General features: G+C 60.1%; 13 protein-coding genes and 1 pseudogene. 10 read left to right on the forward strand and 4 right to left on the reverse strand.

From position 1 onward, the window contains the following. Positions 1-13 precede the first annotated feature (13 nt). Positions 14-511 carry a molybdenum cofactor biosynthesis protein B gene (gene moaB, locus DXY35_RS04770; RefSeq protein ID WP_115081348.1) on the forward strand — a complete coding sequence of 166 codons (498 nt, stop codon included), beginning with the start codon at positions 14-16 and terminating at the stop codon, positions 509-511. A 21-nt stretch (positions 512-532) separates the two neighbouring features. Here the strand turns inward: moaB and cobA are convergent, their stop codons facing one another. Both cobA and DXY35_RS04780 read right to left on the reverse strand, forming a co-directional pair. After that, complete coding sequence (gene cobA, locus DXY35_RS04775; RefSeq protein WP_006851537.1) at positions 533-1,321, reverse strand: uroporphyrinogen-III C-methyltransferase; 789 nt, start codon at positions 1,319-1,321, stop codon at positions 533-535. Beyond that, positions 1,318-1,965, reverse strand: a complete 648-nt coding sequence (locus DXY35_RS04780) for a DNA mismatch repair protein MutS (RefSeq protein ID WP_244272913.1) — start codon at positions 1,963-1,965, stop codon at positions 1,318-1,320. The genes cobA and DXY35_RS04780 overlap by 4 nt, the downstream gene beginning before the upstream one ends. 42 nt (positions 1,966-2,007) lie before the next feature. Between DXY35_RS04780 and DXY35_RS04785 the strand changes: the two genes are divergently transcribed. The 5 genes from DXY35_RS04785 (at position 2,008) to DXY35_RS04805 (ending at position 5,970) form a co-directional block, all read left to right on the forward strand. Next, complete coding sequence (locus DXY35_RS04785) at positions 2,008-2,313, forward strand: hypothetical protein (RefSeq protein WP_137006713.1); 306 nt, start codon at positions 2,008-2,010, stop codon at positions 2,311-2,313. Between the two features lie 257 nt (positions 2,314-2,570). Then, complete coding sequence (locus DXY35_RS04790; protein WP_115081351.1) at positions 2,571-4,112, forward strand: ferredoxin--nitrite reductase; 1,542 nt, start codon at positions 2,571-2,573, stop codon at positions 4,110-4,112. Between the two features lie 70 nt (positions 4,113-4,182). Continuing rightward, positions 4,183-4,317: a hypothetical protein gene (locus DXY35_RS04795; RefSeq protein WP_006851080.1), complete on the forward strand. Its 135-nt coding sequence runs from the start codon at positions 4,183-4,185 to the stop codon at positions 4,315-4,317. 35 nt (positions 4,318-4,352) lie between these two features. Next, positions 4,353-5,240 carry a formate/nitrite transporter family protein gene (locus tag DXY35_RS04800; RefSeq protein WP_115081352.1) on the forward strand — a complete coding sequence of 296 codons (888 nt, stop codon included), beginning with the start codon at positions 4,353-4,355 and terminating at the stop codon, positions 5,238-5,240. A 7-nt stretch (positions 5,241-5,247) separates the two neighbouring features. Next, positions 5,248-5,970, forward strand: a complete 723-nt coding sequence (locus DXY35_RS04805; protein ID WP_115081606.1) for a HEAT repeat domain-containing protein — start codon at positions 5,248-5,250, stop codon at positions 5,968-5,970. 52 nt (positions 5,971-6,022) lie between these two features. Here the strand turns inward: DXY35_RS04805 and cynS are convergent, their stop codons facing one another. After that, positions 6,023-6,508, reverse strand: a complete 486-nt coding sequence (gene cynS, locus DXY35_RS04810; protein ID WP_170950513.1) for a cyanase — start codon at positions 6,506-6,508, stop codon at positions 6,023-6,025. A 218-nt stretch (positions 6,509-6,726) separates the two neighbouring features. Here cynS and DXY35_RS04815 point away from each other — a divergent pair, with 218 nt between their 5' ends. Both DXY35_RS04815 and DXY35_RS04820 read left to right on the forward strand, forming a co-directional pair. Continuing rightward, positions 6,727-6,876: a cyanate hydratase gene (locus tag DXY35_RS04815; RefSeq protein ID WP_350223285.1), complete on the forward strand. Its 150-nt coding sequence runs from the start codon at positions 6,727-6,729 to the stop codon at positions 6,874-6,876. Between the two features lie 71 nt (positions 6,877-6,947). Beyond that, positions 6,948-8,018, forward strand: a complete 1,071-nt coding sequence (locus DXY35_RS04820) for an anthranilate phosphoribosyltransferase family protein (protein WP_115081354.1) — start codon at positions 6,948-6,950, stop codon at positions 8,016-8,018. On the opposite strand, the gene DXY35_RS04825 is transcribed toward DXY35_RS04820, so the two are convergent. Beyond that, positions 7,979-8,446 (reverse strand): GNAT family N-acetyltransferase, encoded by a 468-nt coding sequence (locus DXY35_RS04825; RefSeq protein ID WP_115081355.1) that lies wholly within the window; start codon positions 8,444-8,446, stop codon positions 7,979-7,981. The two genes, DXY35_RS04820 and DXY35_RS04825, sit on opposite strands and share 40 nt — an antisense overlap. Positions 8,447-8,491: 45 nt before the next feature. On the opposite strand from DXY35_RS04825, the pseudogene DXY35_RS04830 reads away from it, so the two are divergent. Together DXY35_RS04830 and ppk1 are read left to right on the forward strand one after the other, a co-directional pair. Then, a pseudogene (locus tag DXY35_RS04830) lies at positions 8,492-9,734 on the forward strand (MFS transporter). Between the two features lie 45 nt (positions 9,735-9,779). Beyond that, on the forward strand, positions 9,780-11,918 hold the full coding sequence (gene ppk1 / locus DXY35_RS04835) for a polyphosphate kinase 1 (RefSeq protein WP_115081356.1): 2,139 nt from the start codon (positions 9,780-9,782) through the stop codon (positions 11,916-11,918). Positions 11,919-12,059 lie beyond the last annotated feature (141 nt).

Here is a 12,059-nt window from a genome sequence, read left to right on the forward strand (position 1 = left end):
CCGCCGCTGTGCCATGGGCCTCTCCATCGCCCTGCTCACCATCTCCGACACACGCACCCTGGCGGACGACAGCAGCGGAGATCAGCTGCAGGGCAGCCTTGAAGACGCGGGGCATCGCCTTCAGGAGCGACAACTCTGCCTGGATGATCGCTATCAAATCCGCCGTGAACTGAGCCGCTGGATCGCCGATCCTGGGGTTGATGTGGTGATCACCAGCGGCGGAACCGGGCTCACCGGCCGCGATGGCACCCCCGAAGCGGTGGCACCGCTGCTGGACAAAACCATCGAAGGATTCGGTGAACTGTTCCGTGTGCTCTCCTTCGAGAGCATCGGCACCAGCACCCTGCAAAGCCGCTGCCTTGCCGGGGTGGCCAACGGCACATTCGTGTTTGTGCTGCCGGGATCTCTGGATGCGGTGACCACCGCTTGGAACCTGCTCATCCGGGCTCAACTCGATGCCGACACCCGACCGTGCAACCTGGCCCAGCTCCGAGCTCGCTTGAAGGAATAGAGCGGAATCGAGCGGAGCTGTTCAGAACGGAATCGGCATCGTGACCGCTGCCGGTGTGGGCATGCAGGCTTCAACCTGCTGATCAATCACCTCACCCACCACAACGATCGAGGGTGACTTGAAGGCTTCGGCTCGGCATTGATCGGCAACGTCGACCAAGGTGGCTTTGAGGCAGCGTTGCCCCGCCACCGTGCCCTGCTGGATCACCGCCACGGGGGTTGTCGCAGCCAAACCACCCGCCATCAGCTCCTCTGCGATCCGGGGCAGGTTGTGCAGCCCCATGTAGATCACCAATCCGTCACTGGCCGCAGCCAGAGCGCGCCAATCCACGGAAGGACGGCGCTTGTCGATTTCCTCATGACCGGTGACGAAGGTCACCGATGACCCCGCCCGCCGGTGGGTGACGGGAATTCCGGCGTAGGCAGGGGCAGCAATGCCAGCGGTGACACCAGGCACCACCTGAACAGGAATGTTTCGCTCCGCCAGGTAAGCGGCTTCTTCCCCTCCACGACCAAACAGGAAGGGATCACCCCCCTTCAAGCGCACCACGGTGCTGTGCTTCTGGGCCATTTCCACGAGCACTGCATTGGTGCTGGGTTGGGGCACCGAATGATGTCCGCGACGCTTGCCGACAAAACGGCGTTCGCAGGTTGCCGGCACAAGATCCAGCACTTCCTCGGGCACCAGCGAGTCGTACACCAGGGCATCGCACTGGCTCAGCAGCCGATGCGCCTTCAGCGTGAGCAACTCGGGATCACCGGGACCGGCTCCCACCAGATAAACGGTTCCGGTTTGTTCAGCGGTGGTCACGGCAGAGAAACAAGCAGATCGATCAGGGCCTGACGGGTGGGGAGATGCTCCAACAGAGGAGGCAATCCACCAGCTTCGCTCAACGCATCCGTCATGCGGTTTGGCGCGAGGGTTAATGGAAGTGGCCAAGCCCTGGGGTGGCGCTGCTGGAACGCGTGCCAGGCATCAAAGGGAACCAACGGCAAAGCCAGGCGAGACGCCAGCATCGCGAGGAAGCGATCCGCCACCCCCGGGCGCAAGGGGTGGTGCACCAGCACGGCATCAGCACGATCAGACGACGGCAGTGCTGAGAGCACAGCGTTCCACCAAGTGGTCCAAGAGCCGAGAAAGGGCAGCAGACGCACACTGGCTCCGGCACCACGAAGCCTGTTGCGAATCGCCGGCACATCCGTGCGGGCGTGCGCCCCAGGCAGCAGCAGCAACGGAACGATCCAAGAGGATTGGGGAAGCGCCGATACGGGTTGTTCAGCCGTCAGCACCTCCAACTGCACGGGCGCTGAGCGCCGCTGAGCCAGAAGGTCCGGCAGAGAGGCCAAACACTCAGGAACAACACCTCCACTGCGGCCATGCACCACCAGATGCAACCCTTGCCGCCCCCCATCGGAAGCGTCATTCCGTAGCAATGGCCACGGATCGATGACCATGCCGGCTGATGTCATCGGGTTGTTGTGAACGTTGGATGAGTCATGGCGCCCCGCCGTCGTTTTGATCGTGCCCCATTGGACAGCCGCTCCTACCGGGAGCCGCTGGACGGACGGATTGAGCGGCACGACTTCCGGGACGACCGGTTCGACGTCCGAGACGAGAGGTACAGCCGGGGATATGAGCCCAGGGAGGCTCGGTACGACCGGTACGACCGGTACGACCGAAGCTTCGACCGCCCCGCCGGACCCTCCGAACTCGACCAAGACTTCGCTGCGATGAAGCGGGTTTGGCAGATGCTCCGGGCCGGAGCGATGCGAATGGTTGGCGAAATTGGACGCCAATACTGAAGCCAAAGCAGGCTGCCTTTTACGGCCTCACGGGAACCACCAGATGTAGCCGGCATTACAAATCAGGCAGAACAAAGCCCTGGGACCAACCAACACCAAAAGTGTTCTCTTTGTTACGGACCAGGGTTGCCGTCGCAGTGTTTATTCAGTCAACCCAACGCTCCCCTTCGTTTTGAAGCGTTGCCGGTCTTCGGGCCATCTCGATTGATTCGCACCTCGTCTCTGAGCAATCAATCCGCCCAATCGTTATTCGACTTATGACCATTAGCTCTCCCTCCAGGCCTTACCTGGATGGCAAGAAGCTCAACAAGATCGAGCAGAACAAGGCGGCCAAAGATGGCCTGTTGGTCGGCAGCGAGATTGAAAAATTCGCCGAGCTCGGTTGGGAGCAGGTGGATGAAACCGACCTTCAGTTGCGTTTGAAGTGGTACGGCATGTTCTGGCGTCCGAAAACGCCAGGCAAATTCATGCTGCGCTTGCGGGTGCCCAATGGTGTGCTGACGGCCGATCAGCTGCGGGTGGTTGGCTCCATCGTTGAGCGCTATGGCGAAAACGGCAGCTGCGACATCACCACCCGTCAGAACCTGCAATTACGCGGTGTGCTGCTGGGCGACCTGCCGGAAATTCTCAAGCGGCTGAAGGAAGCCGGCCTCAGCACGATCCAATCCGGCTTCGACAACCCCCGCAACGTCACCGGCAACCCCATCGCCGGTATTGATCCCAATGAGATCGTCGACACGCGGCCTTACACCACCGAGCTGCAGAACTTCCTCACCAACAACTGTCAGGGCAACCCGGAGTATTCCAACCTGCCCCGCAAGTGGAACACCGCCGTTGCCGGTGCAAAGGACAATTTCCTGCTCCACAACGACATCGTTTTCCACCCCGTGGAACGGGATGGGGTGATGGGATTTGGCGTCTGGATCGGCGGTGTTCTGTCATCGCAGATGAACGCCTATGCCGTTCCCCTGAACGCCTGGGTGAAGCCAGAGGAAATCTGCAAGATGACCGATGCCGTGATCCGGCTCTGGCGTGACAACGGTGAGCGCGACAAGCGCCCCAAAGGCCGCTTCCGGCTCTACCTGGATCAAGTGGGCCACGACGTGTTCCGCAGCCAGGTGGAAGAACTCTTCGGTCCGTTGACCCCAGACCCGGGCTCTGTGTTCAACACCACGCCCCGCTCCCACTACGGCTTCCATCCTCAGAAACAGGAAGGGCTTTCCTATGCCGGACTGCACGTTCCGGTGGGTCGCCTGACCGCCCAGGATCTGCAGGATCTGGCAACCGCAAGCCTCAACTACGGCAGTGGTGAGGTGCGTCTCACCGAAGATCAGAACGTCATCCTCGTTGGCCTTCCCAACGACAAGCTCGACGCCCTGAAGGCAGACGCCCTGGTGCAACGCTTCCCGCTGGAGCCCGGTCACATCTCCGCAGGAACGGTGTCCTGCACCGGCAACACCTACTGCGGCTTCGCGCTCACCAACACCAAAGACCAAGCCCTGGAAGCAGCCAAGGAACTCGACCAAGAGCTCAATCTTCCTGAAGAGCTGAAGATCCACTGGACCGGCTGCCCCAACACCTGCGGCCAGGCCTACATGGGTGCCATCGGCCTCACCGGCACCAAGGCCAAAAACAGCGAAGGCGTGATGGGAGAGGGCTACACGATGACCATCGGTGGTTCCCAGGGTGCCAATCCGACGGTCGGCGAAATCCACCGCAAGGCGATCCCGGCCGATGAGATCAAGACCGCTCTCAAAGAGGTGTTGATCGAGAAGTTCGGGGCCACCCCGAAGGCCTGATCGCTGTAGTGGCCGTGACGCTTCCTTTTGAAGTCACGGCTCCCCGCATCGACCACTCCCCCTCACCGTCATGGCCAACCGCAACGACGTGTTCTCTCGTTTCGTCAACTGGCTCAGCGCCAGTGGTCGCGATGGAGCCGCCATCAACCGTCAGGGCGGAAGCCCTGATCTGTTCTCCCGCCTGATGAACCGCATCAGCGGCTGACATCAAAACCTTCGTCCAACTCTCAATCTCATCTGATGGACTACGTCCTACCCAATGAGCTTGTCGACGGCATGATTGCCGCCGGCGGCAAAAAATCAACGGTCAGCGTGAAAAACCTGCTGATTCGTGGCTTTTACTCCGGAGCCATCCTTGGCCTGGCAGTGATCCTGGCCCTCACCGTGGGCATCACCGTCAAAGCCCCCTTCGTGGGCTCGCTGCTGTTCCCCTTCGGCTTCGCCAGCATCGTGCTGTTCGGCATGGAGCTGGTGACCGGCAACTTCGCCCTGCTGCCGATGGCCACCTGGGCCGGCAAGAGCACCTGGGGTGCCACGTTCCGCAACTGGGTGTGGGTGTGGATCGGCAACTGGATCGGCACCGCCGTTGTGGCCGTGATCATGGCCATCAGCCTCACCAGCGGCACCATGGATGGCGCTGCTGACAACGTCGGACCGCCGATCTGGGATGCCGTGGCCCAGAAGATCATGGCTCTCAATCAAATCAACGTTGAGAAGAAGTACGAGGCCCTGGGAAGCATGGGCTTCTTCCTCGCTTTCCTGCGCGGACTTGTGGCCAACTGGTTGGTTTGCCTGGGCGTGACCATGGCTCTGGTGAGCAAGAGCGTTCCCGGCAAGATCCTGGCCTGCTGGCTTCCGATCACCGCCTTCCAATCGATGGGCATGGAGCACATCGTGGTGAACCAGTTCCTGCACACCGCTGGCCCGATCCTCGGTTCAGGCGTCCCCTTCACCAAGGTGATCTTCTGGAACTTCCTCCCTGTCACCCTCGGCAACATCGTGGGCGGCATGGTGTTCATCGGCATGCTCTTCTACAGCACCCATCGCACTCCGATGGAGAACGTGCTGCCCACCGAGCACGATGAAAAGCTGGAGCGTGAGCTCGCTGCTGAACTGGGTGCCCGCTGATCCATCCATGAACGACGAAGCCGTTCTCTGGGAACGGCTCGCCCGATCTCGACGCGCTCCTTTGGAGCCCGCTTGGCTGGGGGAGGTCTACTCCCCCAGCCTTTCTGTTGATCTGCGGCGAGCCCTCTGCGAAAAACTGGGCATGCAGGCCGAACGCGGCTGGCCCGTGATCCAAGACCTCCTCGCCAACCACGGGGTTCTTCCCGATTTGGTGATGGCGGCAGGGCTGTGCCACCAGAGCGAAGCCCGCGATTGGTTGTTGGCTCAACTAGAGCAAACCTCAGACGATGAAGCCGCCAACCTGATGGTGGTGCAGGCTCTCGCCTGCTGGGGGGCCGAAGTTCCCGAATCGGTGGTTGTGAATTGCCTGCATCACCCGGGCCAACTGCACCGACTTGCCGGTCTTCAACTGCTCAGCTTCCGGTCCCACTGCCTCGACGACGGTGAACTGCTGCAGTTCTGCCAAGAGGTGTTGAATGATTTTCGCGATCCAGTCGTTGTGGCCGCCATTCGGGTTCTGCAACGCCGCGATGGCGTGTTGATCAGCGAAAAGCTGGCAGAGCTTTGTGGCAACGGTTCTCTGCCTGTTGCCGAGGCAGCCTTCCGCGCGCTCGGTTGCATCGCCACACCTGCAAGTCAGCGCTGCCTGCTGGAGTTGAGCCAGGAGCTGAATGACGACGTTCGGCGGAAAATGGCCAGCACCCAACTGAGCCAACAATTCCGCCAATAAAAAAGCCCCGCGGTTGCGGGGCTTGATGTCTTCAATCAAGACAGTTGAATGTTCACCACTTTTTGTAAGGCAGGAACTTGCCGCACATGGTGATTTTGACGCGATCACCTTTGGGATCCTGCACTTTATCGACATCAAGCGTGAAGTCGATCGCGCTCATGATGCCATCTCCAAAATGTTCCTGAATAACATCTTTCAGAGGCATTCCATAGACCTGCATGATCTCGTAGAAGCGATAGACCAAGGGATCAGTGGGGATCACCGGATCGAGGCTTCCTTTGGTGGGGAACTCCTGCAAAGCGGCGGTGATGGCCGGATCCAGGGAGAGCAGCTCAGCCAGCTTTTCAGCCTCTTCCTTGGATGCAGTGGCCTGTCCATAGAACAAGGAAGCAATCCAGACCTCATCAAGGCCCAGAGCCGACTCCAAATCGGCAAAGCTCATGCCCTTTGCTTTCTTGGCAGCCATCAAGGTGGCGGTGACGGTCTCCTGTGAAGGAGCTGACAACGACGGGGTCGAAGGAACAGCTGAAACAGTCATGATTGAACGAAAAGTTGTTATGGCCGCTTCAAAAACAGCGTTCCAAGTTGGAACGTCTCAGCAGCAGAGAAACTGTTGCGCAAACGCTGACCTAACAATGAAGCATCAACTACAAAATAACAGCCCATTTTGAAGCAACAAGCACAGCCAACAGGCCCATGATGCGAGTGAAATTATCTCTAATGAAGGAATTTGAAATGAGCCAATTTTTCCAATCCATGGCGACCCTGCTTCAGGCGCAATTTCTGCCATCAACCACCGCTCCGCACCTGATGCTGGAGCGGCTTTATTACGCCGAAGGACGCCACCACCCGCAGCATCCACGCCATGGCAGCTTCGAGGGGCTATCCCGGCTGAGCAGCCCCTGAACTTTCGTAGCAATTGCTACCCCTGACGGGTCAGTCGCTCCTGAAGACTGATCACAGCTTGAGCCGGACCCTTGACGAGCGCAGTTCTCTCCGGCCGCGACCGCTTCAAGCAGCACCTGCGCAAGGTGGGAAGCGGTGAACACACCAGCAAAGGCATGAGTCGCGAGGAAGCGGCTGATGCCATGGAGCTGATGCTGCAGGGCGAAGCAACGCCCGCACAGATCGGCGCCTTCCTGATTGCCCATCGCATCCGACGACCCGAACCTCAGGAACTCACGGGCATGCTCGACACCTACCGAGCCCATGGCCCGGTGCTGCAATCCACCGCTGGCAGTCGAGCACCGTTGTGTTTCGGAATGCCCTACGACGGGCGCACGCGTACTGCGCCGATTTACCCGCTCACCGCGCTGGTGCTGCTGGCCTGTGGTCAGCCGGTGGTTCTGCAGGGCGGTGACCGGATGCCGATCAAATACGGCGTCACCGCTGTTGATCTGTTCCGCCTTCTTGATCTCGACCTCACAGGTCTGCCAATCAGCGACGTTGCAGACGGGTTCCAGCAGAACGGTTTTGCCCTGATTCACCAACCGGATCACTTCCCCATCGCGGAAACCCTGATCGGCTACCGCGAAGAACTGGGCAAGCGTCCCCCGATTGCCAGCCTGGAACTGCTCTGGACACCCCACCAAGGCGACCACCTCCTTGTGAGTGGCTTTGTCCACCCACCCACGGAAGCCCGCGCCTGGGAAGCCCTCAAGCAAGCCGGCGAAACCGATGTTCTCACCGTGAAGGGGTTGGAAGGAGGCACCGACCTGCCCATCGGTCGAGCCTGCATCACGGCCCGGGTGCGGAACGGCAAAGCGGAGCGATTGATCCTGCACCCCCGTGACCATGGCTGTCACGACGCCGACGTGGAATGGGCTGACGACACCACCTGGGCTGAGCAGGCACGAAACGCCCTTCAGAACAAAGGCCCTCTCTGCGACGCCCTGCGCTGGAACGCCGGCGCCTATCTGTGGTTCGCCGGCTGCAGTGATTCCCTGGAACAGGGCATTCAGCGGGCAGCGTCCGTTCTGGAGACGCGCCAAGCCCAAGCCCAGCTCGATCAACTCTGCGCTTGGCGAAGCAGCTTGGCCATCCGATAGCGCTCGAACGGAACGCCTCCAATCAGGATCGTCTCCGGCGCTTCCACACACCAGCCCCGTCGCTCCAGCAACGGTCGGCTGAACTGGCTGGCCTCCGTTCGTAATTGTTGAACGCCAGATGCCAGCGCATCCGCCTCAATCCGGTTCAGGAGGGCACTGCCATGCCCCCGCCTCGAGGCACAACCACGGCAGTAAAGCAACGAGAGACGATCTTCCGGATGGCGGATCGCAAAGGCCGAACCATCGGTGGTGAGCCATCCCGAGCCCTCCCGAAAACTCGCATCAAGCACGCCGGGCAACCAAGCCAAGGCCGCCCAAGCCCTGACTTGTTCCTGTGAATAAAGGAGGGGAGCCTGCGATTCGATCGCATCGGCATAGATCTCCCGCAACAGCGGTTGATCCTCCGGAGCGATCGGACGCAAAGCCATGGAGCCGCCTGTGGGAATGTGAGTCTCTCCTGCGTGGCGGCAAGCTTGCAGCGTCCTCGGATTCCCACACTGCTCAGCGCGTTTCTCACGCTGCTCAACGACCGGCTCAGCGAAAGCATTGTTTTTCCGCTGTTGCCCTTTCTGCTGGCCCAGTTCGCCCCAGACGGACGAACCCTGGGACTGTTGGCGGGAAGCTATGCCCTGGCGCAGTTCCTGGTCACGCCCTTGATCGGAGCGCTCAGTGATCGCTACGGCCGCCGCCCCGTGATCAGCATCTGCGTCGCAGGATCCGTCGTGGGGCTCGGCCTGTTTGCCGTGACGGTTTCACTGCCTTGGCCAAGCCAAAGCCTGCTGCCCCTGCTGTTGCTGTTCGCAGCACGGATCATTGACGGCATCAGTGGCGGTACGGCAGCAACAGCCAGCGCCGTACTCGCCGACATCACTCCTCCGGAGAAGCGAGCCCGTGCCTTCGGCTTGATCGGCGTGGCCTTCGGCTTGGGGTTCATCCTTGGCCCCTTCGTTGGCGGGCAACTGGCCCGGGTGGCCGTGTCCCTTCCCGTTTGGGTGGCCACAGGCTTCGCTGCACTCAACCTCTTGGTGGTGCTCAATCTGTTGCCGGAAACCCATCCCCAGGAGTCCCGCAAAAACCTGCCCAGAAAACGCGACCTCAATCCGTTTGCACGGCTGAGCCAGGTGCTGATGAACCCCAGCGTGGGGCGACTGTGCGGAGCTTTTTTCCTCTTCTTCCTGGCCTTCAACGGCTTCACCGCCATCCTGGTGCTCTATTTCAAGCAGCGCTTCGGCTGGGGCCCTGAGCTCGCCACCACTGCCTTCCTGGTGGTGGGAGTGGTCGCCACCGTGGTGCAAGGGGGGCTGATCGGGCCGCTGGTGAAACGGTTCGGCGAATGGCGTCTGACCTTGCTGGGCCTGGGCCTTGTCATCATTGGATGCCTGCTGATCCCCAGCGTCGGCGCATCCGATCGGGCCGGTGCCATCTTCACCGCCGTCGGCATCCTGGCCCTGGGCACCGGCTTGGTGACACCAAGCCTGCGCAGCCTGGTGTCACGGCGCCTGGGTCGGGAAGGGCAAGGCAGCGCCCTCGGCAGCCTTCAAGCCCTGCAGAGTTTGGGCAGTTTCCTCGGCCCCCCCCCTAGCGGGATTGAGCTACGACCTGCTGGGTCCAGTGAGCCCGTTTGCGGCTGCGGCAACCGTGCTGGTGATCGTGATCGGCCTGGTGGCCGGCAGCCCTCTGCCGGACATCTCCGACACACAACCAAGCCAGTCCTGATTGCTACGTTTCGGCTAACGACACCAGCGCCGAGCCGTTCAGCCCATGTGCGCAGCAGCCTTAGCCCCTGAGCACTACATCAACCGGGAGCTGAGCTGGATCGCCTTCAACGAAAGGGTGCTGGCCCAGGCCCTGGATCCGCGCACACCTCTGCTCGATCAAGCCAAGTTCAGCGCCATCTTCAGCAACAACCTCGACGAATTCTTCATGGTTCGCGTGGCGTCACTGAAGTCTCAGGTGGAGGCGGGCGTCAGCAAGCCAAGTGAGGATGGCAAATCGCCCTTGGAGCAGCTTCTGGCGATCCGGGAACGGCTAATTCCCCTGCTGCGAGAGCAACAGGTGCATTACCGCCAGCACCTGAGGCCGAAGCTGCTGGAACACAAGGTTGAGCTGCTCGATTACAGACAGCTGAACGACGACCAACGCCAGTGGGTTGACGACACCTTCCAGACCTCGGTGTTTCCGGTGCTCACACCGCTGGCTGTGGACCCCGCCCATCCGTTCCCCTTCGTCAGCAACCTGAGCCTCAACGTTGCGGCCGTGGTTGTTGATCCGGAAACAGGGCAACGGCAATTTGCCCGGGTGAAAGTTCCCCAGAAAAATCTGCCTCGCTTCATCGCCATCCCCTCGAATCTGAGCGGCCAGGAGCACAAACCCGTTCACACCGCCATCGCCCTCGAGCAGGTGATCGCCTTCAACCTGAAGGAGCTGTTCCCTGGCATGACGATCGAGGGGCACTACTTCTTCCGCGTGACGCGGGATGCGGATCTGGAACTGAGGGATCTGGAAGCCGATGACCTGATGCTGGCCCTGGAACAGGGACTGCGAAAGCGACGCATGGGCGGTGAGGTGGTGCGCCTCGAGGTGCCCAACGAAATGCCTCAGGACGTGGTGGAGATGCTGATGACAGGACTCAGCGTTGAAGAGGAAGACCTCTATGTGATTGATGGCCCCCTGGGCCTGGACGACCTGCTCAGCCTGACCGCACTACCGCTGCCGAAACTCAAGAGCCAAAGCCACGGAGGCCAGACACCAACGGTGCTAGCCCGCAGTCAGCAGCACCTGCTGGACGAGGGAGCAATCAAGCCGGATGAGTTCAGATCGATGTTCTCGGTGATTCGCCGTCAGGACATCCTTCTGCACCATCCCTATGACCTCTTCTCGACAACCGTCGAAGAGTTCATCAACCAAGCAGCGGACGATCCCCAGGTGATGGGCATCAAGATGACGCTCTACCGCACCTCCAAAGACTCACCGATCATCGCTGCACTGATCCGTGCCGCCGAAAACGGCAAGCAGGTGATGGCACTGGTGGAATTGAAAGCACGATTTGACGAAGACAACAACATCCAATGGGCCCGGCACCTGGAGCAGTCCGGAGTGCATGTGGTCTACGGGGTGCTGGGGCTGAAAACCCACACCAAGATTGTTCTGGTGGTGCGCAAGGAGAAGGACAAGCTGCAGAGCTATGTGCACATCGGCACGGGCAACTACAACTCCAAAACCTCCAAGCTCTACACCGACCTGGGCCTGCTCACCGCCAACCAGGAACTGGGTCAAGACCTGGTGGAACTGTTCAATTACCTCACCGGTTTTTCCAAGCAGCAAAGTTTTCGTCGCCTGCTCGTTGCCCCCGTCACCCTGCGAAAAGGCATGGAGCTGTTGATCCGCCGCGAAATTGAACATGCTCAGCAAGGCCGACAGGCCGTGATCCGAGCCAAGATGAATTCCCTGGTGGACCCAACGATCATTGCGCTTCTTTATGAAGCCTCCCAAGCCGGAGTAACGATCGAATTGATCATTCGCGGGATGTGCAGCCTCTATCCCGGTTGTGAAGGACTGAGTGAAAACATTCGGGTGATCAGCATCATCGGCCCGTTCCTGGAACACTCGAGAATCTTTTCGTTCGCCAACGGCAGCTCACCGGAGGTGTACATCGGCAGTGCCGACTGGATGAGCCGCAACCTCGACCGCCGCATTGAAGCAGTCACACCGATCGAAGACCCCGAGCATCGCCAGAAACTGGAACGCCTGCTGCAGCTCTACTTCAATGACAACCAGGCAGCCTGGGACATGCAGAGCGACGGCACATTTGTGCAGCGCAAACCTGAGCACGACGCCTCGGAATGCAATTCCCAGATTCAATTGGTCAAGGAATGGAGCAACGGCATCCAATCCTTGTGATTCTTTTTGTTTTCAAAGGGATTGCGTCTGTGACATCCGATACAACATTCCTTCAAAAACAAACTTGAAGTCGCCAAGATCACAGCCAAATCAGTTGTTTTGAAAGCCCAAAGATTCAGCTCCTGAAATTCTTTCGATTCG

Source organism: Synechococcus sp. N32, assembly GCF_900473895.1.
Taxonomy (GTDB): Bacteria; Cyanobacteriota; Cyanobacteriia; order PCC-6307; family Cyanobiaceae; genus Parasynechococcus.

Bases quoted from the DNA above. Each gene is read 5' to 3' on its own strand.
- DXY35_RS04780 (WP_244272913.1), bottom strand. From the start codon at position 1,965: ATGGTCATCGATCCGTGGCCATTGCTACGGAATGACGCTTCCGATGGG.
- cynS (WP_170950513.1), bottom strand. From the start codon at position 6,508: ATGACTGTTTCAGCTGTTCCTTCGACCCCGTCGTTGTCAGCTCCTTCA.
- DXY35_RS04805 (WP_115081606.1), top strand. From the start codon at position 5,248: ATGAACGACGAAGCCGTTCTCTGGGAACGGCTCGCCCGATCTCGACGC.
- DXY35_RS04800 (WP_115081352.1), top strand. From the start codon at position 4,353: ATGGACTACGTCCTACCCAATGAGCTTGTCGACGGCATGATTGCCGCC.
- moaB (WP_115081348.1), top strand. From the start codon at position 14: ATGGGCCTCTCCATCGCCCTGCTCACCATCTCCGACACACGCACCCTG.
- DXY35_RS04785 (WP_137006713.1), top strand. From the start codon at position 2,008: ATGGCGCCCCGCCGTCGTTTTGATCGTGCCCCATTGGACAGCCGCTCC.
- ppk1 (WP_115081356.1), top strand. From the start codon at position 9,780: ATGTGCGCAGCAGCCTTAGCCCCTGAGCACTACATCAACCGGGAGCTG.
- DXY35_RS04815 (WP_350223285.1), top strand. From the start codon at position 6,727: ATGGCGACCCTGCTTCAGGCGCAATTTCTGCCATCAACCACCGCTCCG.
- DXY35_RS04795 (WP_006851080.1), top strand. From the start codon at position 4,183: ATGGCCAACCGCAACGACGTGTTCTCTCGTTTCGTCAACTGGCTCAGC.
- DXY35_RS04825 (WP_115081355.1), bottom strand. From the start codon at position 8,446: ATGGCTTTGCGTCCGATCGCTCCGGAGGATCAACCGCTGTTGCGGGAG.
- DXY35_RS04790 (WP_115081351.1), top strand. From the start codon at position 2,571: ATGACCATTAGCTCTCCCTCCAGGCCTTACCTGGATGGCAAGAAGCTC.